The following is a 26,200-nucleotide window of genomic DNA, read 5'->3' on the forward strand; positions in this document are numbered from 1 at the left end:
GCGAAATAGTTAACCGACAAAGGTAAGCAGTATGGCTTTTCACCGAAGAAAAAAACTCTGGATACCCCTTCTGGCTCTTGGTTCTGTACTTTCCTTTACAGGCCTGGCTCATGCAAAAAATGCCGAAGACAGGCAGCCGAAACCCAATCGCTTTGACGTTATCAGTGGCAGTCTCGTACTGGATAAAACCACCGGCCTGATGTGGCAGCGGTGCGCACTGGGGCAAACATGGGATGGAAACACCTGTGCCGGGATTGCGGCTCACTACCGGTGGGAAGAGGCAGTCTCTGCAGCCGGAAAGAACGAAGAAGGCGGCTACCATGACTGGTACCTCCCCGAAAAAGAGGAGCTGGAGTCTTTAATTGATCCGGAGTTAACAGAGCCGACCATTGACCTGAATGCTTTCCCGAATAACCCCAAGGATATGTTCTGGTCCTCGAGTGCTTATGTAGCCAATGCGGAGCATACGAAAACCACTGTAAATTATCTCCACAGGCAAAAAAGAGCGGTCGGTCCGCATTCGGTATTCAGTTATGCCCGGGCTCGTCTGGTGAGACAGGCTGACACGAAGGAATAATACTTGCCATTGCCCCATACACTGTCAATGTTCAGCCTGAACATTGACAAGAAAGGGCAGCCTGAAACAGGCAAAACCCCTGTTACAAATCATCGTCAATCCCTTTAAGGATAAGGGGCTCTGGCTGTAATGAGTTCAAAAAGAGTCTGATGAAACAGACTGAAATGGTGACAAAATACTGGCCATCAGGAAACAGGCTTAACCCGGTTTGCTTCCGGAGTTTCCAAGTAAGCTAATCGCCTCCCAACCTTGTTAATCCAGGCTCTTCCAGCAAGGTTTTGGACAAAATCTTCTTAGGTTGTATGACCTGATGCCATCAGTCCAGATAAGAAAAAGTATCTTGAAGTCTTATGCCTACTTGAATATCTAAAATGTGATCAACACTAAAAGTTAGCAAACTTTCAATGATCTAGCTCACCAACCTCTAATCAAGTTGCTAATATTTAACTGCACATTGATATGAAATGATGCACTTAGCTTTGTATCTATTTGTTCTTGTTGAAGTGCAACTGTCTTTATTTGCGGAGCAAATTCAAAATGAAAACATGCATCAAACTCAAGATCAGATTCAGTAGTTTGAACTGAATCTGTCTTCAAGCTAACAAAGCGGGAAATGTTCTTAACTTTAGAGTTTTTGAGGATTCGTTTTTTCATATAAAACAACCACACCCGTAGTAAACTTTCAAAAGTATGGTACACTTTTTATACAGCAGCAAGGTATGGTTGTTAAAATTTCAACGTATGGTTGTTTTATTGCAATGTATGGTTGTATTTACAAAAGAGATAACAACCTTTCAGTTACTCTTTCCCGAACACGTTATTTTCCTGCTCCTGCACACGGATAAAGGTGGTTCGTTTTGTGAGTTCTTTCAGTTGAGCAGCCCCTACGTAAGTACAGGTAGAGCGCACACCGCCGAGAATGTCCTGAATAGTGTAATTGACACTGCCGCGGAATGGCAGCAGAACGGTTTTACCTTCGGCGGCACGGTATCCGGCGACACCGCCAGCGTGTTTATCCATCGCTGACTGACTGGACATTCCGTAGAAACGCATAAACTTATTGCCATCCACTTCGACGATCTCACCACCAGATTCATCATGCCCGGCCAGCATACCGCCCAGCATGACAAAATCTGCACCGCCACCGAATGCCTTGGAAACATCACCAGCGCAAGAACAGCCACCATCACCGATAATACGCCCACCAAGACCGTGTGCGGCATCAGCGCACTCAATAATGGCGGAAAGCTGAGGATAGCCTACTCCCGTCTTAACACGGGTCGTACATACTGAGCCAGGACCTATCCCTACTTTAACAATATCAGCTCCTGCGAGGATAAGCTCTTCAACCATATCTCCGGTAACCACATTACCTGCAGTAATCACCTTATCCGGAAAGGCTTCACGAACTTGAGTAACAAACTCAACAAGATGTTCAGAATAACCGTTGGCAATGTCGATACAGATAAACATCAGCTCGTCACTAAAAGAAAGGATTGCGCTCATTTTCTCGAAATCAGCTTCAGACGTACCACTGGACACCATCACATGCTTCAGCACTTCTGCGTCAGAACCCTCTACAAATTCTTGCCACTCTTCCACCGTGTAGTGTTTGTGTACAGCCGTCATCACATCGTGGGCAGCCAGTGCTTTCGCCATTTCAAATGTGGCTACTGAATCCATATTGGCGGCTATAATAGGTACGCCCTTCCATTGACGGCCACTATGCTTGAAGGTAAACTCGCGGGTTAAATCTACTTGGGAGCGGCTTTTTAGCGTTGAACGTTTCGGGCGAAACAGGACGTCTTTAAAACCTAACTTAAGTTCATGTTCGATACGCATGATGTAATTCCTTGATTTATTGACCTGTGTGCCCGGCACTGAGTATTGAATACAAAAGGTACTGAGTGACAAAAGCACCCGTTCAAATTGTCGTGCGTGGTTTTGGGTTGGCAGACCCGTTACCGTTTTTCGGACACAAAAAAACCGGAGCGTTGGCAGACGCTCCGGTTTTCAGCATTATAGGCTGTGATTTATTTCCGACAAGTCTGATAATTGCATTTTTTTTATGATACCATCCCGATTATCTTCATATCCAAAAACTCCCCCCAGCATAATTTTTTTCCTCTGTTTTTAAACGCTTTTTTGCAACATTTCCATCGATAAAATGTGGTTTATTTTCTTTAATATTCAGGGTATCTATATAGGCAGAATCAAAATCATCACGTAGTGATATATGCTATTGAGGAGCCCATATGCTAGAAGTCGCATTTTTCAGTTCAAAATCTTATGATGAAAAATCGTTCAGAAAGGCCAATTCTGAAGAACAATATAAATTCCAGTATCACGACTTTCGTCTGACGACCAAAACAGCCAAACTGGCACAAGGCAGTGATGTTGTTTGTGCTTTCGTTAATGACGACCTGTCTGCTGACGTGCTGGAGATATTGGCAAAAGGCGGGACAAAGCTGATTACCATGCGTTGTGCTGGATTTGATCGGGTCGATCTGGAAGCAGCCAAAAAGCTGGGGCTTCAGGTGACGCGTGTTCCGGCCTACTCTCCAGAGGCCGTAGCAGAGCACGCCGTTGGTCTGATGATGAGCCTGAACCGCCGTTTCCACAAAGCCTATCAGAGAACCCGTGACGCTAACTTTTCACTGGAAGGTCTGGTTGGCTTTAACTTTTATGGCAAAACCGCGGGCATTATCGGTACCGGAAAAATCGGTGTTGCAACGATGCGCATTTTAAAAGGGCTGGGTATGGAGATTCTGTGCTACGACCCTTATGAAAACCCTCTTGCGGTAGAACTAGGCGCAAAATATTGCGATTTGGATAAGATCTACGCCAAATCAGACATTATTTCTCTGCACTGCCCGATGACAAAAGAGAACTATCACCTGCTGAATGAAGATGCATTTAATAAAATGCGGGACGGTGTGATGATCATCAACACCAGCCGGGGTGAGTTGCTGGATTCAGCTGCCGCTATTGAAGCACTTAAACGTGGCCGGATCGGTGCATTAGGACTGGATGTGTACGATAATGAAAAGGAACTGTTCTTTGAGGACAAGTCCAACGACGTGATTGTTGACGATATTTTCCGCCGTCTTTCGGCATGTCACAATGTGATCTTTACCGGACATCAGGCATTTCTGACCGAAGACGCGCTGCAAAATATCGCTGAAACCACGCTAAACAACATTGAGAGCTTTTTCAGCGGAACCAAGAGCGGGAATGAACTGATTAGCTGATCTTCCAGCGCTCTTCTAAATAAAGGAATAAACCATGGCAGACCCACATATAAAACCGGAAATGGACCGGCTCGATTATCTGAGCGTGATTCTTTACCGCAGTGGGTTTGTCCTGGCGTTTGCCTCCGTGTTATTACTGCCGTGGAGGCTAGACTTCCCCATTACAGAAGTCACCTTTTTAGCCGCAATGCTGTGTGCCTCCAGCCTGCACATTTATATGAAGACATTTCGCATACTGTTACAAATGGCTACCTGGGTCGGAATGATATGTTTCATTATGGGCTTTCCCATGTTCGGGCTGGGTGGTGCATTTATGACACTAGGCGGGCTTTGCTATAAAGAATATTTCTGTTTCAAAGTACCGGGGTTGCAACTCCAACCTTTAATTCTGGCGGGGCTCTGGTTAGCGCTATTTTTTGAATACAGCCTGCTAGCCAAAGGGCTTGCGCTGGTAGCAGGTATACTGCTGCTGATCGTCAGTGTTGCCAAATGGCGCATGCCCCTGCATTTTGATATCGGGGACAAGAGTAAATATCAGATCTGACCAAGAAGATCATCAACTCAGAATAACGTCCACTCCCTGCTGACGCAGAAGTTCAATATCTTCCGGATTGGCTTCTTTATCCGTTACTAACACCGAAATATCACTGTTTTTACAAAAGGCGGAAGGATAAATCTGACCAAATTTGCTGGCATCCGTTAATACAATATTGCGGCGCTTCTTGGCGATGATCGTTTCGGCAATATCAGCACGCATCATATCCTTACTGGTAAAACCTGTATCCCGATGAAACCCGTCAACTCCAAGAAATGCTGTACTGAAATGGATATTTTCAATACAAAGCTTGGTCAATGGACCAACCAGGCTTTCCCCCTGATGCTGGTATACCCCCCCCAGCAAAATGATGTTCGCGGATGATTTACGGATCAGGTGAGCAATATAGGCACTGGGTGTAATGATGGTAATGTCTCCACGTTCCGCCAGCACTTTTGCCAGCAGCGCATTGGCACTCCCCCCTTCAATAAGGACTGTTTCACCAATCGCCACCAGGTCGGCCGCTTTTTCCGCCAGCTGCTGTTTAATTTCCAGACGGACCGCCAGCCTTTCATCTACATCATCACTCTGCACAGAAACCGCTGCGCCATGTACCCTTTTCAGACTCCCCTCCTTCTCCAGAGCGTTCAAATCCTGACGTATGGTCACTTCCGAAACACCGGTCAGCTCAGCCAAGTCTGCAACCTGTACACGTTTCGCATCATTGACTAAACGAAGGATCTCAATGTGTCTTGGGTTCATGGCTATTCCTTTGGCGCGTAATGTAAGCAGGAGAAATTCAAAAGTGGATCGGTGAATATTATTCCTAATACTAACCGAAACCACTTTCGAATAAAACCTGAAACGAAACTCAAAAAGTGTCGTCGTTGTTAGAGGCTATGCTCTGTTCTGGCGATAATATCGTCCTGAGCATCCGGGGACAGCGCCGTAAAGAAAGCGGAATATCCGGCTACCCGAACGACCAGATCACGGTACTGTTCCGGGTTCTCTTTGGCCGCCAGAAGGGTATCTCTGGACACCACATTGTACTGAACGTGCCAGCCTTTATGGTGGTTAAAGAAGGTTCTGATCAACATTGAAAGCTTTTGTTTATCCACATCAGAGGCAATGGTCGCCGGTGACAGTTTCTGGTTAAGTAACACACCACCAAGGATTTGACCGGTCTGCAACTTACCGAGTGAGTTATAAACTGCCGTTGGCCCTAAACGGTCGGAGCCGGAGGCCGGGCTGGCCCCTTCCGCCAGAGGGGTGGTCGCTTTTCTGCCGTCCGGCGTTGCCATGGTTGAGGCACCAAACGGCACGTTAGCAGAAATACTGGAGGTACCCGCATAATACCCGCCCCCAATCGGTCCCCGTCCATAACGGGTATTCCTGAAGTTTTGCAGCTCATCAATATAGGACTGATAGGCCAGTGTAAGCAGCTCATCCACCGAATTATCATCGTTACCATATTTAGGTACCTGATTAAGCAGTTTCAGCCGTAATAACTCACCTTCACTTCCGGCGAAGTCTTCTTTCAGAGCGGCAGCCAGCTCTGGCTGCGAAATTCGGGCCTCGCCAAAGACAAAGTGTTTGATGGTACTGAGCGAGTTTGCCAGATTCGCAATCCCCACCTGCAGCCCGGACACCCAGTCATATTTCGCGCCGCCTTCTTTCACTGTTTTCCCCCGACTCAGACAGTCATCCACCAGCGATGAACACAGAATATCCTGCGCCTGTTGTTCCAGTACTGAGTCCACCACACAGTCGATTTCGATGGATTTTTGAGTGTAAAAACGCACCTGACGATCCCACGCCTGCATCACCTGGTCGAAATTTTCAAAGCTGTTGTTCGCCAATGACTCTTCCTGCGGCAGGAACACTGTTCCGCTGGTCGCATCGCGCCCACCGTCCAGAGCCGCCAGCAGTATACGGGCAAAGTTCATAAAGCTCATACCGGTGCAGCGATAACCCCATTTACCCGGAACCGCCGTTTCAATACAGCCGATAGCGGAATAGTTATAAGCGTCTTCTTTTTCCACACCGAGCTTAATAAATTCTGGAATAACAATCTCATCGTTATTGAATGCCGGCATCCCAAAGCCACACTCGATCACATCAATACAACCCAGCAGGAAATTCTGATCCAACCCCTCATGATAACGAACAGAAAGGTTTGGCTGAGTCGAACGCAGACGCCCGCAGGATTCTAATATTGCCCACGACAATGGGTTAACGGCATCGACTGCGTCACCGCCATCTAATAGTTTCTGGCCACCAATAGTGACATTCTGATAGAGAGGGCTACCCGCAGAGGCTTTGGAGTGTGCACCGGAACGGATTTTGTTCACTTCCAGCAGTTTCAGCCAGCAACTTTGCAGCAGTTCAATGGCAAATTCTCTGGAAATACTCTTACTCTGCTCCACATCCTGAACGAAAAACGTATTAAGATACTGATCCATTCGGCCAAACGACACCGAGTGACCGTTTGATTCAATTTGCAGGATCAGTTGAACAAAATAACAGAGCTGTAATGCCTGCCAGAAAGTTTCCGGCGGCTCATGTGCGATATGTTTACAGTTGTCTGCAATCACGCTTAATTCTTGTTTTCTTTCTGAACGGGGCTCTTTTTCAGCCATTTCTTCAGCCAGAGTCGCATAGCGGAGAATGTGTTCCTGAACTGCATGCAGCACGATATCCACTGATTTCAGAAACTGCTCTTTTTTCAGATCGTCATAGCGGGAAACATCCCGTTCAGACCGATGCTTCAGCGTTTTTTCGATCAATCCGGGCAACCCCAGTTTCAGAAGCGTCTGGTTATCAATCGCAAGGTGAGCATCACCGGAGGTCATATTCCCTTCAGCCTTAATAATGGTGGTTGCCAGAATAGCCTGTTGCTCTTCGGTAAACAGACCATAACAGCGATCCTGCACCGTCTTTCCTCGCCAGTACGGAGTAATCTTATGGATATTTTCCTTGTCCTGTTCGGCAACAGCAAAACCCGCTCCCGGCCGATCTGCCAGGTCATCAATTTCGGCTTCAATCCAGCGCACTGTATATTCAGGAAAAATAGGCGCAGCACGCACTTTACTGGCCTGATTTCCGATGATCAGTTCATCGTTTTTGATCCATATCGTCCTGGTACGCAGGTGTTCAGCCAGTGCAATCGCACGTTGGACAACGACTGGCTTATCCTCGTTATCCTGATAAGCTTTGGTATAAGCAACCGCTCGTTCAGTACAGACCGGGGGGGTTACAATACTGACCAGATTCTGTTTATGCGCTTTAATACGGTCCGTAAGTGTAGACAAATTCATAATTAGCCTCTAATTGTCACAGAGAGTTGATAGTTAGATTCAGCGTAATGTTTCGCATGCTCCAGCAGCTCAGGCTTATCAAGCGGCTCACGGGCACACTGGTAGGGTAAATCGAGTAAGTGATATTTATTGATGCCCAAAATATGGTAAGGCAGCAGGTGCAGCTCATGACATTGAGGCAGCGCAGCGGCAAAATCGATAATAGCCTGCAATTCTTCCTCTGTATCATTGAAATCAGGCACAACCGGAACCCGGATAACAATTCTGGAGGCTTCATTCGAAAGTCTGCCGAAGTTCGCAAGCACTCGGGTCATGGAGCCTTTTGTCCAGCTCTGAAACTTTTCCGCATCAACATGCTTGAGATCGGTCAGCCAACAGTCTACGTGTGGTACAACACGCTCAATATTTTTCCATGGAACATGCATACAGGTTTCAACGGCGGTATTGATATTTTGCTGTTGTAACCGCTGCGCAAGTTCTGCCACCAGCCCGGATTGCAGTAAAGGCTCACCACCAGAGAAAGTAACGCCTCCACCACTTTGATCATAGAAAGGTTTGTCCCTCATCAGCAGTTCATACAGTTCTTCAGATCCTGCTTCCTCACCGACAACACATAGCGCTTCAGCCGGGCATACCTGCCTTAGGTTCTCAATATCACCAACAGACATGGATGTCCGGTCTATCTGAATGTCTCCCTGCTCCCGGTTGATTGCCGGACAACCGGTACAGAGGCTGCAGCTGTCCAGACATATACGCTGATCAAATACAAGTGAAGGTTTGGCGGACAGGCTTTCCGGATTCTGACACCAGGGACAGTTAAGACTGCACCCTTTCAGAAACAGAATGGTACGAATGCCATCTCCGTCATGGGTAGAAAATCGTTGAATGTTAAAGTAGTGACCGGTTTCAATCAAAATAGATACCTTCGAATAAACCTTCGCTTTGTGAAAGTATTACACCTTTGAATGAAACCATCCGTGACTAAGATCTAATTTTACTTCAGCAATCTCAGACACTTTTTAGTTCTTTATTCAGGGAATAATGGCTCCAAAGAGATAAAGGAGCTTTGACTGTGCCTGTCACGACTGAATTTACTATCCGATCTATCCTGATACATCACAAAAGTAAGGTAATCATTACCTGGTTAATGGTCGCACTGGAAAACGCGCTGACAGTCGTGCTGCCGCTATTTATCGGCTTCACTATAGACGGCCTGCTTAGAAACAATGCAAGCGACCTGTATTTTCTTGCCGCTTTGCTGGTGCTGATCATCGTCGTATCCGTCGCCCGGAACTTCTATGACACCCGGATTTATGGGGCTATTCGGGTCGAAGTCGGTGAAGCTGTCGATAAGAAAATGAGTCATCACTTACTGTCAGTCCGCAATGCCCGGCTCAATATGTCCCGGGAACTGGTCGATTTTCTGGAAAATGATATACCTCCACTGATGACGGCCGTTATCCAACTGATTGCTTCCGTTATTATTCTCACTTTCTTTCACCTAAATTTCGGGGTCAGTGCTCTGATTGCCAGTACCATCATGCTGATGGTGTATGCCCTGTTCCATGACTGTTTTATCAGGCTTAACCATTCATTAAACAATCAGACGGAGCGTCAGGTCACCGTACTGTCTTGCAAACCATTCCGGGGCGTGCGCGTCCATTTGGAGCGCATCAAACGCCGGGAAATTATGATTTCTGATGCAGAAGCGGTTTTATACGGTTTGATCTTTCTGGTGTTGTTTGGATTTGTCATCACTAATCTCTGGCTATCCGCTCGACTTAACTCCCCTACAGCGGGACAAATTTTCTCGGTCGTCACCTATTCACTGGAATTCTTAGAAGCCGCCGTCATGTTGCCAATCACACTGCAAACGCTGTCTCGTTTGTCGGAAATCAGTCAGCGCCTGAATAGCCAATCACCAACAGAAGCATCTCAGGAGAGCCACCAATGAAAATAAGCAAGGTAGTGCCTATTATCTTAGGTCTTTCTCTCATTGCCTGTTCAATCGTTCTGATTGATGCGCTTGAGACGGAGCAGGTGCAACCACCGAAAAAAGCCGCCCTCAAACAGCCGGTAACGGTGATACAGACAGCGTCAAAGGCACACCGCCCGACAATCACCTTGCTGGGTACAACTCAGGCTCGCTGGCCGGTTGAAATGAAAGCGCCGGCAACTGCGAAGTTACTCTGGTTAGCAGAAAAGTCCGAACCCGGAACATTAGTCAAGCAAGGAGATATTCTGGCAACACTCGACACTACGCATCTGAAATCACAACTGACCCAGGCCTACAGTGCCGTAAAACAAGCCGAACTTAACCTGCAACGGGAACAACACGAACAGACCGTCGCACTTAAAATGCTCTCTCCGGAGAGAAGCTCGGCTTATGCCCGTCACGAACCACAGATTGCCTCTGCCAAGGCAGAACTTATGCAGGCCAGAGAAAACTATACCAGTGCCAGACAACACCTTAACGACGCGACTGTCAGCGCACCGTTTGATGCGGTGATCCTGAGCCGCGATATCAGCCCGGGTCAGCAAGTAGAAGCCGGTGATGTTATGTTTGAATTAGCCGCCAGCGACAGCCTGGATATCAGGCTGCCTGTGCCTGAATTTCAATGGCCAGTGATCAGTCCGGGACTGGAAAATACGCTTATTCAGATCACCGACAGGCAGGGGCAACAGTGGTCTGCATCAATACGCCATATTTCGCCTCTGGCAGACAGTGATAGTCGTCAGAGACAGCTGGTACTGGCGGTTAGCCAGCCGTATCAGAAAAATCCGGGGTTGCTGCCTAACCAGCAGGTAACCGTAGATATCATTCTGGCGATACATAACGCGGTATCAGAAGTACCTCTTTCGTCACTGACACGGGACGGTCAGGTCTGGACGGTGGATGAAAACGATCAGTTACGCAAGGAAGCCGTTACTTTGTTGGAAGAAAACCAGCATCACGCCTATATCGTGTTTGAAGAGAATCCTGACAGACCAAGAACCGTTGTCACCTACCCTCTTCTCTCGATGCTACCGGGAACAGAAGTGGCTCCGGAACATGCTGAATTGGAATTGGCAAACAAGGAGATCATCCGATGAAGTGGCTGACAAAATGGTTTATCGATAATCCGGTTGGTGCCAACCTGCTGATGTTAGCCATTATTGCCTGCGGCGTTCTGGCGTTGGGTCGGCTTCGTATTGAGTCATTTCCTCAAATCGCGCCTTCCAACTTAGTAGTGACAGTGGCTTACCCCGGAGGAAGCGCAAAACAAATTGATGAAAACATTACCCAACGCATTGAAGAGTCGATCAGTGGTCTTGCCGGCATCAAGCAGATCACCAGCCAGTCCAGCGCTGGATTAGCAACGATACGGGTAAGGAAGACGGCTGATGCGGATTTGAATAAACTACTTGATGATGTAAGAAGCCGGGTCAATGCCATCAGCGGATTTCCTTCGCAGGCAGAACGACCACAGATAATGCGGGAAGATTTCACCAGCCTGGCGGCATTTATCATTATTTCTGCACCGCGCACGGATAGCCAGTTACAACCCATTGCCCGACAAGTCGAACTGGCGCTGAAGAAACACCCTCAGATCTCTAACGTGTCTAGCTGGGGCAGCCGTGCTCCTCTGCTGGTTATAGAACCGGATACCAACAAGCTGCGAAGTGTCGGACTGAGTCTGGAAGAAATGGCACAGAAAATAGAGCAGTCATCATTAGAAACCCGCACCGGAGAACTCAAAAACGAAAGCGGCCGTATGGTCGTACGGGGAGATGGATATGCCGCCGATCTGCAAAAATTACGTGCATTAGAAATCATCTCAACTTCTTCCGGCATCATCCGGCTTGGTGAGTTAGCCAGTCTGAGCAGGGGTTATGAAGAAAGTGGCACGATTGTACGTAACAATGGTGAAAACGCGATTGCATTGCTGGTCAGTACCCATCAGAAAGACAACCTGCTGCATGTCAGCAAAGCAATCGAGGAGACACTGAAAACAGAACGAGTCCGACTGCCTGATGACGTGACACTATCGACCATGGCCGATATGGCTCCCTACATCAAAAATCAGTTGTCCCGCCTTTATAATAATGCCTGGCAAGGGCTGCTGATCGTGATGGTCCTTCTGGGACTGTTTCTGGAACTGAAGCTGGCTTCCTGGGTGGCACTGGGGATCCCGATAGCCCTTTCGGGCACGCTGAGCGTAATGAATATTCTGGACTACAGCATTAACGATATCACTCTGTTCGGCTTTATTCTTGTACTCGGTATCCTGGTCGATGATGCTGTTGTTGTTGGGGAGGCGATTCATTCTGAAAGACAGCAAAGTATTCCACCTCGCCAGGCAGCCCTGAAAGGCGTGCAGTCTGTTTCCGTGGCGACTGTATTTGGAACCCTGACGACAATGGCCGCCTTTTCTCCCATGCTGTGGATTAATAATGACCTGGCAAAAATGCTGGCGGGTTTCTCCACGGTGGTAATTCTCGCACTCCTGTTTTCTCTGATAGAGAGTAAGTTCATCTTACCTTCTCACTTAGCGGAGATGAAAAGCAGCAATAAGAAGTCAGGGATGATTTCCAGAATTCAGAGTATCGCTAAAAACGGCTTAGACACCTTAAATCAGCGTGTCTACCGCCCCGTCCTGCAACATGCACTGAAGAATAAGCTGGCCTCTTTACTCTGCGCCTCAGCATTTATCATCCTGAGTTACGGAATGTGGGCAAGCGGCACCATTCCCAGTGCGATTTTTCCTGAGATACCAGGGCGATACTTAACGGCTAAACTGTCTCTTGAAAACGGTGCGCCATTGCCACTGCAAACGAAAGCACTGGATACGCTGGAACAGGCCGCACTGAAACTGAATACCTCGGTGTATCAGGACTATCAGTTAACAGCCAAACCTATGCTTAATCTGCTGGCTTTTTCCGATGGTTATGGAGAAATCGAAATGACGGCAGAACTCACCCATGAAGCCCTGTCCCACTTGCCCGGAAATACACTAGCGAATGAGTGGCGACAGTTATCGGGACAGATTGAGGGAGCCTACTCCATCGAATTCTCAGCAGCAGATACACCGGCTGGTGACACTTTTATCAGTGTTTCCGCGGCTGACAGCACACTGGCAAAACAAGTCTCTGGTGAACTTGCTTCGCTATTAGCGGCACAACCAGGGGCTGCCGATGTCTTTGACGACAGCCAGGGAGGACAGGAGCAAATACAGGTAACACTCAACGCTTACGGCCACCAGCTTGGTGTAACCCAGAGCCAGATTGCCCAACTCATTGGCGAAGCCTACGGGCGACGGGAGATCCACCGACTGCTGGACCAGAATCAGGAAACGAAAGTCATTGTCCGCTACCCTGAAAATGAACGTATGACACAGAAACAGCTGCTGATGACTCCGGTTAACCTGCCAAACGGTAATACCGTACTGTTAGGCGATATTTCTACCCTGAGTTATTCGCGTGAGCCGGATACCCTGTTCCGCCGTAACCGTGAGCCGGTTGTAAATATCTACTGGAATCAGGACCGGAGTATTCAGTCTCCGGAACAGACTTTCCAGCAGTTGGCACCCGCCATCCGTTCTCTGACATTGCGTTACTCCGGTATCAATATCAAAGCAAGTGGCGAATTTGAAGAAATAGAGGAAGTGCAGCAAGGCTTTAAATCCATGATGATACTTACTGTCTTACTGATTTATATCTTACTGGCAGTACCACTACAGTCCTACTGGCAACCACTGTTAATTATGACCGTGATCCCGTTTGGATTTTCCGGCGCTATTTTCGGCCACTATCTGATGGATTTACCGATAAGTATCCTGTCCATGTTCGGTATGATGGCGATGACAGGGATCGTCATTAATGATTCTCTGGTGCTGATCACACGCTTCAACTCAGAATATCGCTCGGGAGCCCCTCTTCATCGGGCACTTGTTACCGCCGGGACCAGTCGTATGAGGGCTATTTTCCTGACGACCATTACCACAGTATGCGGTCTTATTCCTTTGCTGACGGAGTCCGCCACGCAAGCGCAATACCTGAAACCGGCGGCCGTTTCTCTGGTGTTTGGAGAGCTGTTTGCCACTGCCGTAACCCTGATTCTGATCCCGGTGCTTTTAGGCTGTGTTCACAAAGAGAAATTACCTGACCAGGTCGTTTCAAGTCATGCTGGTATATAAAACGCTAAACCTAAAACCCATATAGTTATATGTGTCGTAAATAAGCTGATCTCAATTTGCGACTAATAACGTAAATAGTAATAGTCAAAGCTCAGAAATAATGTTGATCAATACTATGATGAATTCTAATGAGACACCTTTTGCTCTGGTACCCGAGAAAGCGCTGTTGGCTTCCCTGCCTGAGCACTATAAAAAACGGTTCGAAACCGCTCTGCTGTTAATGCATGACACATTGACGGAAGGACTATGCTGGGAACAGATCGCCAAGCAGAGCGCCATTTCTCCCTATCATTTTCATCGCCAGTTTACTCTTCTATTTAACGAAACGCCGGGGCAATATTTAAACCGACTCCGGCTGCAATACGCCGTCTACCTATTGTTTACCGCGAAGCACAAGAAGATCACTGACATCGCGCTCCTGTGCGGCTATTCTTCATCACAAGCGATGGCGAAAGCGCTTAAACGAGAACTGGGAACCACCGCTAAGAACATACGGCAGCTTATCCACTCGGGTACTCCCGAGAAAACCTCCGAGCTAATGGCCAAACTTGCCCACCCGGGTAACGAGCATTCTCTGGAAACGCAGCTCGCGAAATCAATGCCATGCGAACTTGTCTGGTACCCTACCCGGGGAATGAAAAAGCAACATTTTCCAGAATTTGACTGGGATATTATCTTCGAAACGATTGGTGAAAAAAGCACACAGCTCATCAGTGCAACACCGGTTTCAGAACTGGAGCGCCCGTGGAAGGATATCTCATATACCATTGGGAACTGGTATGTGCCTGAGGAAGACTATGACCATTACCTGCCGGAAGGCTACTTCCTTTGTTGTGAAGTGTATATTGTCTCCGATGTTGCTTACATCGCAGCCATTGAAGGATTGTTCGAGCAGGCAGAAAAACTGGGCTATGAGGTAGATACCAGCGGCTACCTCATAGAAATGGTTCGTCACGTTGAACTGACACTGACCGGAGGTGCCACCTTTGCTTTTCAAATCCCGATTATTACGTGAATACCAGCTTTGGTTAGGTATAAAGCCTAGTTCAATAGTTTTCTAATATACGGAAACAAATCGCTGGCTAACATGCCACGTTCACCTTTCTCCTCAGCACACAGATCCGCAGCCGTTGAGTGAATCCACCCCCCCGCTCTGGCAGCAAGTGGGAGCGGTAACCCTTGTGCCAATAATCCGGCAATAACTCCGGTCAGTACATCTCCCATGCCGCCGGTCGCCATTCCCGGATTCCCGGCCTGGCACACCCAGCAGTGCCGACCGTTATGCACCAGCGTTCCTGCTCCTTTCAGTACCACAACCCCGCCGTATTTGTGCTGCAGCCGCTGTGCCGCTTTGAAACGATCGGATTCAACTTCTTCAACGGTCGTTGCTAACAGACGAGCGGCTTCTCCCGGATGGGGGGTAATAATCCGTTTATTATTAAAGTCTGGAGTTTTGACCAATAGGTTCAGACAATCCGCATCCGCAACCATCGGCTTTTCTGCTGTTCTGGAATAACCGAGAAGCGAACGGCCCCAGCTTGATGAGCCCAGCCCCGGCCCGATAGCGATAATATCCGCCCACTCCAGATGATCATTGATTTCGTTACTGTTACCCCGCCAGTCATAGACCATCAGTTCCGGACAAGCTCCGACAATTGCCGGTACATTTTCCGGCTGGGTGACAACCCGGGTCAGGCCAGCACCGGTTCTGGCACAGGCTTCAGAGGCAAGACGAATTGCACCGAACATACCCCGGTCACCACCCAGACACAGAGCCCGGCCATTGGAGCCTTTATGAGCCGTCCGGGAGCGAGGAGACAGAGCTGCACTTATCTCTTCTGTATCTATCAGGGAACAGATGGCTGGCACTTGCTCCGCAAAATATTTATCCACCCCAAGTCCGGCAAACTGAATCTCACCAGTATGTTCAGCAGCCTGTCCGGTAAACAGCCCTCGTTTTAAACCAATAAAAGATACGGTACCCACTGCATTTACCACACAGCCAAGCACTGTACCGGTATCAGCACACAGGCCAGATGGAATATCTACAGCGAGCACAGGAGCCCCGGAGGCATTCATCGCATCAATCAGGGAGGCATAATCTTCGCGAACCATGCCACTTAGGCCGGTTCCAAGCAGTGCATCGACGATCATGTCGTATTGCAAAGGGCGTTGAAGATCCGGCCCTAGGATCTCACCTCCTAGTTCAAGCCAGGCATCCCGTGCTCTGCCTGCATCCCCCGTCAGTTTTTCAGGATCGCCTACCTGCCACAGGGTCACCGTCATTCCTGCCTGCTTTGCCAGACTGGCAACAATATAACCATCACCACCGTTGTTACCGCCACCACAGCAGACCAGCAACGAATGAGTCTCGGGAAAGCCATCCAATATTCTCGAAAACACTGCCTGTCCTGCCCTTTCCATGAGTGTATACATCTCAAGGTTCAGACTCTTGGCGACTTCCTTCTCTCCGAGACGGACATCTTCCGCTTTATACAGATTATATTCGTGTGCTTTCACTTTATTTCCCTGTGTTCTGATTACTTATTGATTTTTAAGCTCTATCATAGCTTCTGCTGTCGCATCTTGTATCGAAAGGAAAAGTGACTTAACTTCCCCGGTAGGAGTCCGCATCGGATTCAACGTCACATTCTGATACATAAACTCAGCCTGCTGGGTAATGGGCCTGACATTCCGGCACTTAAATAAATAAGGCCTTTGACGCCAGGTAATAAAACTCCGGCAGCCGAGATTGTAAACAGGCTTAGCTTTGATCATAAACCACGCTTTTGGGATCTCAGGGAAGAGGTCAAAAATAGACTGACCGATCGCTTCGTGTGCTTGTTTTCCACTATGATGAGTCATAAAACCATTCCACACCTGTACCTTATAGTCGGCGTCAAGCACCACAAGCCCCAGCTCCACGTTCTGAACCATATCCACCATCCAGTGAAATTGTTCAAACTCTGCAGGAAGTCCCAGCATTAGAATTCCTCCATCAGATAAGCAAGTTTGTTATCCAGTAACGGTAATGATTCGTCCACAAACATAAACAGTAAGTCACAACGGATACTGGTGTTCTCAATGGTATAGCTCACTTCAAAAGTCATCGTTTTATTGAATGTGCCTCTGGTAGACTCAATCACAGATTGAATAGGAATATGCTGCCCCAGCAATACCGGCTGGCTTTGGAAAAAGCGGACTTCGGCTTGTTGCCCAAGACCATTAAGGAATGCCCCGACCAGAATATTAGAGACATCCATAAGTAATTCCAATTCCACAGAAACCGGTATGTCCAGCTCTTCACCATCGACAGGAACCTGCATCAACCGTTTCAAGTCCGCAATACTGGAGTCACTGAGTAAAACTAATGCCTCCCCGGCAATCCCTTCCCCACAGAACCCCTGACACACCCCGGATACCTGTGAATTCTGGGCAATATCCTCCAGTGCCATATGCAGTTCACTGACTTCAAATACGTTAACATTCGGCAATGGTAGGTGCACAAACACATCAAAATGACGGGCCAGTGCATCTGCCGCCCGGCCGATGGAAACGTTCGCCACTTCCATATAAATGTCACGTCGTTTTAGTACCGGTAACTCAATGCTGACCGGTGTAACGACTTTAGAGGTACCCGCTGGTTTAACCAGAGTACGCAGTACCTCTTTCAGTACTTCCTGATCAATGGGCTTCTGAATGAACGCTTTCGCGCCTAGTGCCTCAACTTTCTGTTTTGCTTTCGGCTGAATATCACCGGATACCACCACCACCGATACTGGAATATTCCTTTGCCTGATTTTTTCCAGAGTGCCAAAACCATCCAGCTCAGGCATCGTAAGGTCCAGAAACATTAATTCAAATGTCTGTTGTTCAAGCTTTTCCAGGGCATCTAAACCATGAATAGCAAAGGTAACATCGGCATTCAGTGAGGTGGGTAAAGAACGGGCCATCTGCTTGCGGGCAAGAGCGGAGTCATCACATATAAGGACTGGATAAGTCATTCTTACACCTATTTATTTTCCTTTATAAGGTGTAAGTGTAACAGACAACTATGCGGTATCAGCGTTTATGAAGAAATTATTTCATAAATTCTGCTCAGAAATATGAAACTGAGACATTAAACACGACTCGCTTCCGAAGGTTTCAGCGCGTCAGGCAAGGGCTTAAAGACGACTTTGTTCCGACCTTCGATTTTCGCTTGATAAAGTGCCTGATCTACCCTCTGAATGATGGTTGCTGTTGAATCTCCGGTGTAATATTCCGTTACGCCAAGACTAACAGACCGGTATCCAGCGACACCTAGCTTAACCTGCTCCACGCCTTCTCTTAAACCTTCAGCAACATGGAATGCACCTTCTAACCCCGTGTTGGGGCAGACAATAAGAAACTCCTCTCCTCCCCAACGCCCGACAGAATCAACACGGCGTACCCTGCTCTCAAACAGTCTGGCAATATTAACTAGAACCAGATCGCCAACCTGATGACCATAGGTATCGTTGATTGATTTAAAATGATCCACATCGGCCATAATGATGGCGAGGTTTCCGCCATAACGCCTTACCCTTTCAAACTCTGTAACCAAAATTTTTTCTATTTTTCCTCTGTTATACAGGTTGGTTAAGCTGTCAGTCGTAGATATTTTCTCCAGTTCTCCGTTTTTTTTCTCTAAAGAAGCTTTCACGTGCAACAGCTCTGATAAGGCTTTGTCTGCTCTTTGCTTTTGAAAAGCTAATTTCATGTTCCACCAAAAAAACAGAACAATAATAAATATTGCGGTAACAAAAATGTATAATGCCGGCCCGTAATTCGTCTGCTCAACGGTTTGTACCGTAAACCACTTTAGTTGTAGCGCTGAATGCTGCTTAGCCGTGATTGACCTAAAGCCTTTATTCATAATACTGGTCAGAACCGACCATTCTTTTGGCGCAATAAAGCTGAAATCAATATTCTTGTACTTGGTGGGGATCGCAACTTTAAGTTTATCCATCCGCCCGTTGACAATCATATAATTGGCTATCGCAAGGTTGCCTATATACGCATCAGCCACACCATTATTGACCAGCAATAGTGCTTGCTCTGTAGTAGGTACATTCGCAATCTGCAGTTGAGGATAATCGTCTCCAATCCACTGGTTAGTCAGATATCCTGTCTCTAAGGATACAACCTTCCCATTTAAGTCAGTGACTTTGAAAATTGGCGGGCTATCTTTATTCACTATCACCACAATAGGATAAGAGAGGAAGGCCTCACCGAATGAGAACCGGGCTGCTCGCTCAGGACTTTTTACTGTGTAGGTCAGAGTGTCAAAATCCTTCCTTCTTTGTTCAATCTCATTGAAGGCCTCCTTCAGCGGACGATCATCGGCAACAAACACCGCTTGAAATCCAACCTGCTTAGAAATCAGACGGATATAATCGACCGCCAGACCGGTTGCTTCTCCGTCTCTGACAAATTCAAAAGGGGGAATTCTGGAGCGAACTCTGAAACGAATGACAGGGTGCTCCTGCAGAAAGCTGACTTCCTCTTCACTAAGAAAATCAGGCCAGCGTTTATCTTCCGGCAAAGCAGAGACATAACCAGAAAACATGATTCCCAAGCAAATAATTATGATATTTCTGCCTATCTTTTTAATCTGACTATTCATCATCGGCTTATTCTCAGTACTTAGAAATAAGTATATACCACCATGGCCAGAACGTTATTGTTTCATTTATTAATAAAGCACCCCAAAATCGGAGGAAAAACACACAAGTTGTTCACCAAACAAGCAAACGGTTCTTTTCACGCAAAAAACATGTATTTCAGGGTTGCCAAACATCCGACAATAAGAGTAAGATTAGCTCCGAAGTCAACGAGATACATTTAGTTTATATTGACTTACCACAGTGCGGTGGTGGCGGAATTGGTAGACGCGCTAGCTTCAGGTGCTAGTGTCCGCAAGGACGTGAGGGTTCAAGTCCCTCCCTCCGCACCAAACTCTTTCCTTATGTTATTTCTTTTTATTATAACTTTTATTTCAAAAGTGTAGCCCATTAAAAAATTTCATATCAAGTTTATGTAAGTATTATTGCATAATTACGTTGTTATACCCCCTCTGTAAAATAACCAAAGAGTTTTGTGACAATTTTATCAATATTTCTAATTCACCTTACAACACCATAGGCAGCTAATAAATCATCAACTATACTTGTTTAAAATCATACTAAACATAATGTTATAGTCGGGGTGAATACAATACATGGACACTTATGTTGCCCGCCAACCCATCCTTAACCGGCAAAAGGAAACCTACGGTTACGAATTACTGTTCCGGGATGGAGAAAGAAACGCCTTTCCTTCTGAAATCAGTGAAACCAGAGCGACTTATCGTGTAGTTGCTGAAAACTTACTTTCTTTCGGTCGTAATGCAAACCAGCCGGGATCCCGCTGTTTTATTAATTTTTCCTATGATTCCATTATCCAGGGACTTCCCTCCAGCCTTCCACAAGAGCAAGTGGTTATAGAAATTCCCGGACAATTGGTACCAGACGATTCGTTATATGCAGCCGTATCCAAACTTAACCGGGAAGGATATCTGCTAGCCATTGATGACTTTACCCATACAGATGAGTGGGAACGTTTCATTCCACTTGTACATATCATCAAGCTCGATGTACTGGATATAGGCATAGGCGCTGCCTGTAACTATATTATTGATCAATTAGATATGGGAATAACCACCGCTTTTCTGGCTGAAAAGATCGAAACACAGGAAGAGTTTGAAGAGGCATTAGATGCCGGATTCCGTTATTTTCAAGGGTACTTTTTCAGTAAACCGAAAATAATTAAACAAAAGTACGTCAGCCCCGAACAAATGCTCGCGCTTGAGTTATTGGGAGAAGTAGCTAAATCGGAAGTCGATTTCAGTCGTGTGGAACAAATTATAGAAAAAGATATTTCTCTTTCTTATAAATTGCTTCGTTTTGTTAATTCACTGTCTGAAAGGATCAGCCGTCCAATTGAATCATTTCACCAGGCTTTAGTGTACCTTGGCCATGACAAACTCAAAATTTTCGTATCACTCACTGTTGCCTCATTTGTAACAGCCAACAAACCAGAAGAAATCTACAGCCTTTGTATGCAGCGGGCTCAATTCTGTCAGCTCATGGCAAAATTCAAACCTTTCAGCAGCCACCAGAATAACCTATTCTTAATTGGGCTATTTTCAATGTTGGATGCTTTACTGGATGGCCCTCTGGAGTCTCTGATTTCTGAGCTTCCTCTATCGGAAGAAGCAAAACTTGCTTTGATCTCAAGAGAAGGACCGCTTGGGTATCTGCTCCAGGTAGAAGAGTGTTATGAACACGCTGACTGGGAAGCCAGCAAAATGCTGTGTCAGCAGTTAGAGCTTGATTTTAATGGTGTGAGTGACGCTTACCACCAGGCACAACAATGGAGCCAGGAAGTGAGTAAACTTTAGGGTATATCGATACCCATTCCAGCAATTATCTAGCGTATTTGTGGAGCAAAAGTATGGCAAACCAGTCCCGTTTTGATGAACTTTTGAAGCGCTTACGCGATACCGAAAAAGAGCTGGAAGGTGAAATGGAGCGTTTGCTGGGTGAACAGCGGCAAAGGTTCCATTACACAATGGAACACGGAAAAGTCAGGTTTGAAAAAAGCGTTCACGCAATCCAGCGCCAATATAAAGTGGGTGTCTGGCGATATCTGCGAGAGGCGAAGTTACGCTATGTTCTGTCTGCCCCCCTGATATATGTGATGATCATTCCATTACTATTCTTGGACATATCACTCACCGTGTACCAGCAAATATGTTTTCGTATTTATGGTATCCCTCTTGTAAAACGAACCGAGTTTTTTACGATTGATCGGCACCTTTTGGATTATTTAAATGCGATTGAAAAACTCAACTGCGTTTATTGTAGTTATGGTAACGGGGTTATCGCCTATGGTCGAGAGATCACGTCCAAAACAGAACAATTCTGGTGCCCAATAAAACATGCTAAGAGAGCATCATACAAACATGCACGCCTGGATAAATTTTTTGAATATGGTGATGCAAATGCCTGGAGGCAAGATCTTAAAACATTAAGAAAGGATTGGGAGGATAAAAACTAAACGTGCTGATTGGAAGACAGACATAGGGGTTGAGGCCCGGGAATATCCCTGCATACCTCAAACCACTAAGCCGTTTTTGTTAGCTGCAATAGATCTGAGTCAGATCCTTAATTTTCTCTTCAGGTGGAGGCGCATACCCCCCTTGTCGGGTTGTACTCATTTTTAGTCTTACCAGACTTTCGCACAATGAAACGGCACAGGTCACGCCATCTAAAACCGGGATTGAAAACTGCTCTGACAACTTGTCAGCCAGATCAACCATGCCTGCACAGCCCAGTACAATCGCTTCAGCTCTGTCTTCTGCTAATGCTTTTTCAATCTCTAGCCCTATTTTCTTGGCTGCGGTATCCCCGTCATGCTCGAGTTCGAGTACAGGTATCTCTGACGAACGAACACGAACGCATTGTCTTTCCATACCATACTTCATCAGATTATGTTCCAATGCGGGAACCGATCGAGCAAGCGTTGTTACTACGCTGAATTTATTGGATAGCATTGAGGCAACCTTGTACCCTGCTTCACCAATGCCGATAACTGGTTTATTGGTAATACAACGTGCCGCATCCAGTCCCGTATCATCAAAACAGGCAATCACAACGGCATCAAAATCTTTTTCCGACTGAATGGCCTGTAACATTCCCGGTACCGCCATGGCTTCGTCGTAATACCCTTCTATAGAGACAGGCCCATGTTGTGAAGTAACAGCCACAATTTCAGTATCCGCAGACGCTACTCGCTGAGCGGCGATGCAGGCCTTATCCGTCATACTGGCTGTTGTGTTTGGGTTTACAACTAGTATTCGCATCTCTTAAACTTCCCCACCTAAATACGCTTCTTTAATACGTTTATCATCCATCAGTTCTTTAGACTGACCTTCTAACACAATAGAACCGGTAGACAACGCATAGGTACGATTAGATATCGACATCGCCATGCGACTGTTTTGTTCTACAAGTAACACACTGACATTCTGATCCCGTGATATAGCCACAATTGAACGGGCAATTTCCTGCACTAATTTGGGTGCGATACCAAGGCTGGGTTCATCAAGCAACAGAACTTTAGGGTTCGCCATCAATGCACGGCCAATAACCATCATTTGCTGTTCACCACCCGACAACGTTCCGGCTTGTTGTGAATACCGCTCTCTCAGGCGAGGAAAACGCTCTAACACACTGTCCAGTGTATCTGCTATTCCAGCCTTATCCGTGCGCGTAAACGCGCCCATCAATAAGTTGTCCTTGATAGACATATAAGGAAATACCCGGCGGCCTTCAGGGACCATGGCGATTCCTCGCCCTACGATCTGGCTGGCTGGCGTACCGTCCAGGCGCTCACCCTCGTAGTAGATTTTCCCGGACTTGATCCCGGATAGCCCGGTGATCGCTCTTAAAATGGAAGATTTCCCAGCTCCGTTTGCCCCGATAAGCGCGACTGTCTCACCTTCATGCAAATTAACAGAGACCCCTTTCAGCGCATAGACGTGATCATAATAGAGCTCGACATTCTCAAGTTTCAGTATTTCTTTCATTACTTAAATCCCCACCGCGACATCTTCAGAACCCAGATAAGCTTCAATTACTTTGGGGTTATTTTGAATTTCCTGCGGTGTTCCCTCCGCAATCTTTTCACCAAAATTGAGCACCACGATACGATTCGAAATCTTCATCACTGCCGGTATATCATGTTCGACCAACAATACCGTCACATTGCGTTCATCTCTTAATCGTTTGACCAGTTCAACCAAACGCATTGTCTCATCATGATTCAGACCCGCGAAAGGCTCATCCAATAAGATGATCTGAGGATCTGTCGCCAGGCCAATGGCCATGCCCAGAACCCTTAAATGTCCCTGTGGCAGGTTTGAGGCCAGTTCATCAGCGATAGGCTCCAGCCCCAAAAGCTGAATGATTTTATCAGCTGATTCACCAAATTTCGCTTCATCTGCTTTGGCTGCTGAACTTCCGATAAAAAAGCCAAATAACGACGCTTTTGACTGAAGGTGGTGGGAAACAATAATGTTTTCCCTCACCGTCATTGATTTAAAAATGGTCGTTTCCTGAAACGTTCTTACGACTCCCCGCCGGGCCACAGTATGTGGAGCAAGGTTACTGATTCTGTCCCCCCGGAAAAGTACCATCCCGCTGGACGTCTTCAGGAAAGAGGAAATCAGTTTAAAAAGCGTCGACTTCCCGGCTCCGTTGGGCCCGATGACCGATAGTATCTCCCCTTTATGAACCAGAAAACTCACGTCGTTAACGGCCGTTAATCCACCAAATCGTTTCGTTACATTACGTATTTCAAGTAGTGGTTTCATTATCGGTTCCCCTTTCTTTCAATCAGACTCAATACGCCATTTGGCAGGAACAGCATCAGCAAAATTAACAGACTTGAGTAAATAAGCATTTGATATTTACCTACTGTAAATAACAGATCCCAGCCGAAATAAAGCATCAGAGTGCCTAGCATTGGACCGAAAACGTACCCCAGGCCCCCAAGGAAACAGTTCAGCATAAAGTTAATACTGTCTGCGATTTGGAACGATGACGGATAGACTGACTGGGTAATGGCAACAAAACTAGCCCCCGCTATACCACCAAAGAATGATGAAATCGAATAAGTCAAAATACGCAGATAGGTCGTGTTCACACCAATGGATGATGCCAACTCCTCGTTCTGTTGTAGTGATCGACACAAGTGACCCAGACGAGAATTCACAATACGCCACAATACAGCGTAAACCATAATCATCAGTGTTATTGCCATTAAATAAAAGGCAATTTTAGGATTCTCAAGAGTGCCGAAATCCGGAATCAGGGTGATACCAAAAACTTCAATCGCACCTGGTAAAGGAATAGAAGTAATCCCTTTAGCTCCATGAGTAATTGGCAATGCCAGTGCGGTTAAACGCATTACTTCAGTCAGTATTAGCGTAACCATGGCAAAATAAACACCACGCAGACGCAATATCGGCAGTCCAATTAAGACAGATAATACAACACAGAATAAGCCCGCTAATGGTAATGTTGACCAGAAACTGAATCCATATTGAGTAATTAATATAGCAGACACATAACCGCCTACTAAAGAGTACGCACCCTGCCCAATATTAATTCGTCCAATATAAAACGTCAGCCATACACCAGCAGAAGATATTGAAAGAAGAGCAACGGATGTTAAAGTATAATAAAAATCTGTGCGACCAGTAACTGCAATAAACATAGGAACAAGCAGATACACAGCAATAGCAAAAATAGCAACACGAACTAATAATTTATTATTCATGATATTATCCCCAAGGCTTGCCCATTAAACCATGTGGTCTAATAGCCAAAAATATCATCAAGGATGCAAAGATCACCAGATAAGTAATATCGCCATATTCAGACAATACCGACAAACCGACACTCTCCATCATTCCCAAAATAAAGCCACCCACGATAGCACCCGGAATAACACCAGCACCACCTATCATAATCATGATAAAAGCTTTCGTTGAGGTTGGTCCGCCCATTCCCAGGTTAATTCCGGTAATGGTAACCAGAAGCCCACCCACAACGCCAGCCAGCATGGCACCTAAAGCAAACCCAATCATTTGATAACGGTCGACATCCACGCCCATTAGTGTTGCAGCGACTTTATCCTGAGCCAGCGCCCGCATTGCGCGACCCGCTTTTGAATACTGCATGATCAGCATAAATGCAATGATCATTGCTATCGCAATAACACCAATGAAAATCCGGTCATAAGGCATGATGACCTTAAAATCCCAGTTAAAGACACCATCAATTATTTTTGGTACACCACGTTGTTTTTCACCAAATGCCAGCAAAATTACAGCATCAAGAAAAAAACCAATACCGGCGGCGAGCAGCATTGTACTTTCGTCTCGTTTAGACTTTTTAATAACCGGACGAAATAGAAATTTTTCAATAAGTGCTCCAACTACAGCCAGAACAACAGCAGATATAAGCAGTGCAACAATAAAAGGAAGACCAAACTGTGATACCACTGTATATGTTACAAAGCCACCTAGTACATACATCTGACCATGCGCGAAATTAAGCACGTTCATCAGTGAGAAAATAAGTGTCAGACCCAGGGCTATTAGTGCATATTGAGCACCCAGATATAGTCCATTAACAACAATCTGTTCCATAAGTAATCCTGTATGAAATATAGTGGTGAGGTATTAGTGGCACTTTATTAGTGCCACTTTACTA

General features: G+C 46.4%; 23 protein-coding genes and 1 tRNA gene. 10 read left to right on the forward strand and 14 right to left on the reverse strand.

The features are described 5' to 3' along the window. The first annotated feature begins 31 nt into the window (after positions 1–31). Positions 32–577 carry an Lcl C-terminal domain-containing protein gene (locus DI392_RS18000; RefSeq protein ID WP_109321084.1) on the forward strand — a complete coding sequence of 182 codons (546 nt, stop codon included), beginning with the start codon at positions 32–34 and terminating at the stop codon, positions 575–577. 414 nt (positions 578–991) lie between these two features. Here DI392_RS18000 and DI392_RS19845 read toward each other — a convergent pair whose 3' ends face one another. Both DI392_RS19845 and DI392_RS18010 read right to left on the reverse strand, forming a co-directional pair. Then, positions 992–1,231: a hypothetical protein gene (locus tag DI392_RS19845; RefSeq protein ID WP_245884137.1), complete on the reverse strand. Its 240-nt coding sequence runs from the start codon at positions 1,229–1,231 to the stop codon at positions 992–994. A 144-nt stretch (positions 1,232–1,375) separates the two neighbouring features. Beyond that, positions 1,376–2,419, reverse strand: a complete 1,044-nt coding sequence (locus DI392_RS18010; protein WP_109321085.1) for a GMP reductase — start codon at positions 2,417–2,419, stop codon at positions 1,376–1,378. A gap of 413 nt (positions 2,420–2,832) precedes the next feature. Between DI392_RS18010 and DI392_RS18015 the strand changes: the two genes are divergently transcribed. Both DI392_RS18015 and DI392_RS18020 read left to right on the forward strand, forming a co-directional pair. After that, on the forward strand, positions 2,833–3,828 hold the full coding sequence (locus DI392_RS18015; RefSeq protein ID WP_109321086.1) for a 2-hydroxyacid dehydrogenase: 996 nt from the start codon (positions 2,833–2,835) through the stop codon (positions 3,826–3,828). Positions 3,829–3,862: 34 nt separating this feature from the next. After that, the gene (locus DI392_RS18020; protein WP_109321087.1) at positions 3,863–4,372 is read left to right on the forward strand and encodes a DUF2301 domain-containing membrane protein; all 510 of its coding nucleotides are present in this window, start codon (positions 3,863–3,865) and stop codon (positions 4,370–4,372) included. Between the two features lie 12 nt (positions 4,373–4,384). Here the strand turns inward: DI392_RS18020 and DI392_RS18025 are convergent, their stop codons facing one another. The 3 genes from DI392_RS18025 to DI392_RS18035 all read right to left on the reverse strand — a co-directional run bounded on the left by DI392_RS18025 (position 4,385) and on the right by DI392_RS18035 (position 8,594). Continuing rightward, positions 4,385–5,125, reverse strand: a complete 741-nt coding sequence (locus tag DI392_RS18025) for a DeoR/GlpR family DNA-binding transcription regulator (RefSeq protein WP_109321088.1) — start codon at positions 5,123–5,125, stop codon at positions 4,385–4,387. Between the two features lie 128 nt (positions 5,126–5,253). Then, positions 5,254–7,680 (reverse strand): formate C-acetyltransferase/glycerol dehydratase family glycyl radical enzyme, encoded by a 2,427-nt coding sequence (locus DI392_RS18030; protein WP_109321089.1) that lies wholly within the window; start codon positions 7,678–7,680, stop codon positions 5,254–5,256. Between the two features lie 2 nt (positions 7,681–7,682). After that, positions 7,683–8,594: a glycyl-radical enzyme activating protein gene (locus DI392_RS18035; protein ID WP_245884139.1), complete on the reverse strand. Its 912-nt coding sequence runs from the start codon at positions 8,592–8,594 to the stop codon at positions 7,683–7,685. 158 nt (positions 8,595–8,752) lie between these two features. Here DI392_RS18035 and DI392_RS18040 point away from each other — a divergent pair, with 158 nt between their 5' ends. The 4 genes from DI392_RS18040 (at position 8,753) to DI392_RS18055 (ending at position 14,871) form a co-directional block, all read left to right on the forward strand. Then, positions 8,753–9,634: an ABC transporter six-transmembrane domain-containing protein gene (locus DI392_RS18040; protein WP_109321090.1), complete on the forward strand. Its 882-nt coding sequence runs from the start codon at positions 8,753–8,755 to the stop codon at positions 9,632–9,634. After that, complete coding sequence (locus DI392_RS18045) at positions 9,631–10,773, forward strand: efflux RND transporter periplasmic adaptor subunit (protein WP_109321091.1); 1,143 nt, start codon at positions 9,631–9,633, stop codon at positions 10,771–10,773. Before DI392_RS18040 ends, DI392_RS18045 begins: the two co-directional genes overlap by 4 nt. Further along, positions 10,770–13,856 (forward strand): efflux RND transporter permease subunit, encoded by a 3,087-nt coding sequence (locus DI392_RS18050; protein WP_109321092.1) that lies wholly within the window; start codon positions 10,770–10,772, stop codon positions 13,854–13,856. The genes DI392_RS18045 and DI392_RS18050 overlap by 4 nt, the downstream gene beginning before the upstream one ends. Positions 13,857–13,971: 115 nt before the next feature. Beyond that, a complete protein-coding gene (locus DI392_RS18055; protein WP_245884141.1) occupies positions 13,972–14,871 on the forward strand; it encodes a helix-turn-helix transcriptional regulator in 900 nt (299 codons plus the stop codon). 26 nt (positions 14,872–14,897) lie between these two features. Here DI392_RS18055 and DI392_RS18060 read toward each other — a convergent pair whose 3' ends face one another. The 4 genes from DI392_RS18060 to DI392_RS18075 all read right to left on the reverse strand — a co-directional run bounded on the left by DI392_RS18060 (position 14,898) and on the right by DI392_RS18075 (position 19,446). Beyond that, complete coding sequence (locus DI392_RS18060) at positions 14,898–16,376, reverse strand: NAD(P)H-hydrate dehydratase (RefSeq protein ID WP_245884143.1); 1,479 nt, start codon at positions 16,374–16,376, stop codon at positions 14,898–14,900. A 24-nt stretch (positions 16,377–16,400) separates the two neighbouring features. Beyond that, the gene (locus DI392_RS18065) at positions 16,401–16,841 is read right to left on the reverse strand and encodes a PAS domain-containing protein (protein ID WP_109321093.1); all 441 of its coding nucleotides are present in this window, start codon (positions 16,839–16,841) and stop codon (positions 16,401–16,403) included. After that, entirely contained in the window at positions 16,841–17,860 is a 1,020-nt protein-coding gene (locus tag DI392_RS18070; protein WP_109321094.1) for a response regulator, read from the reverse strand. Before DI392_RS18070 ends, DI392_RS18065 begins: the two co-directional genes overlap by 1 nt. 116 nt (positions 17,861–17,976) lie before the next feature. Beyond that, positions 17,977–19,446, reverse strand: coding sequence for a transporter substrate-binding domain-containing diguanylate cyclase (locus DI392_RS18075; RefSeq protein WP_181388462.1), 1,470 nt, complete (start codon positions 19,444–19,446; stop codon positions 17,977–17,979). Between the two features lie 300 nt (positions 19,447–19,746). On the opposite strand from DI392_RS18075, the gene DI392_RS18080 reads away from it, so the two are divergent. The 3 genes from DI392_RS18080 (at position 19,747) to DI392_RS18090 (ending at position 21,977) form a co-directional block, all read left to right on the forward strand. Then, positions 19,747–19,833: transfer RNA gene (locus DI392_RS18080), tRNA-Leu, on the forward strand. Between the two features lie 264 nt (positions 19,834–20,097). Then, a complete protein-coding gene (locus DI392_RS18085; protein WP_109321096.1) occupies positions 20,098–21,318 on the forward strand; it encodes an EAL and HDOD domain-containing protein in 1,221 nt (406 codons plus the stop codon). Positions 21,319–21,371: 53 nt separating this feature from the next. Beyond that, entirely contained in the window at positions 21,372–21,977 is a 606-nt protein-coding gene (locus DI392_RS18090; protein ID WP_109321097.1) for a hypothetical protein, read from the forward strand. Between the two features lie 79 nt (positions 21,978–22,056). Here DI392_RS18090 and DI392_RS18095 read toward each other — a convergent pair whose 3' ends face one another. Genes DI392_RS18095 through DI392_RS18115 form a run of 5 tightly spaced genes read right to left on the reverse strand, consistent with a single transcriptional unit; the run spans position 22,057 to position 26,136 of the window. Continuing rightward, entirely contained in the window at positions 22,057–22,782 is a 726-nt protein-coding gene (locus DI392_RS18095) for an aspartate/glutamate racemase family protein (RefSeq protein WP_109321098.1), read from the reverse strand. A gap of 3 nt (positions 22,783–22,785) precedes the next feature. Then, positions 22,786–23,508, reverse strand: coding sequence for an ABC transporter ATP-binding protein (locus DI392_RS18100; protein WP_109321099.1), 723 nt, complete (start codon positions 23,506–23,508; stop codon positions 22,786–22,788). A gap of 3 nt (positions 23,509–23,511) precedes the next feature. Then, entirely contained in the window at positions 23,512–24,294 is a 783-nt protein-coding gene (locus tag DI392_RS18105; protein ID WP_109321100.1) for an ABC transporter ATP-binding protein, read from the reverse strand. Beyond that, positions 24,294–25,262: a branched-chain amino acid ABC transporter permease gene (locus DI392_RS18110; protein ID WP_109321101.1), complete on the reverse strand. Its 969-nt coding sequence runs from the start codon at positions 25,260–25,262 to the stop codon at positions 24,294–24,296. The genes DI392_RS18105 and DI392_RS18110 overlap by 1 nt, the downstream gene beginning before the upstream one ends. A 4-nt stretch (positions 25,263–25,266) precedes the next feature. Then, positions 25,267–26,136 (reverse strand): branched-chain amino acid ABC transporter permease, encoded by an 870-nt coding sequence (locus DI392_RS18115; RefSeq protein WP_109321102.1) that lies wholly within the window; start codon positions 26,134–26,136, stop codon positions 25,267–25,269. Positions 26,137–26,200 lie beyond the last annotated feature (64 nt).

This window comes from Vibrio albus (assembly GCF_003144035.1).
Lineage (GTDB): Bacteria > Pseudomonadota > Gammaproteobacteria > Enterobacterales > Vibrionaceae > Vibrio > Vibrio albus.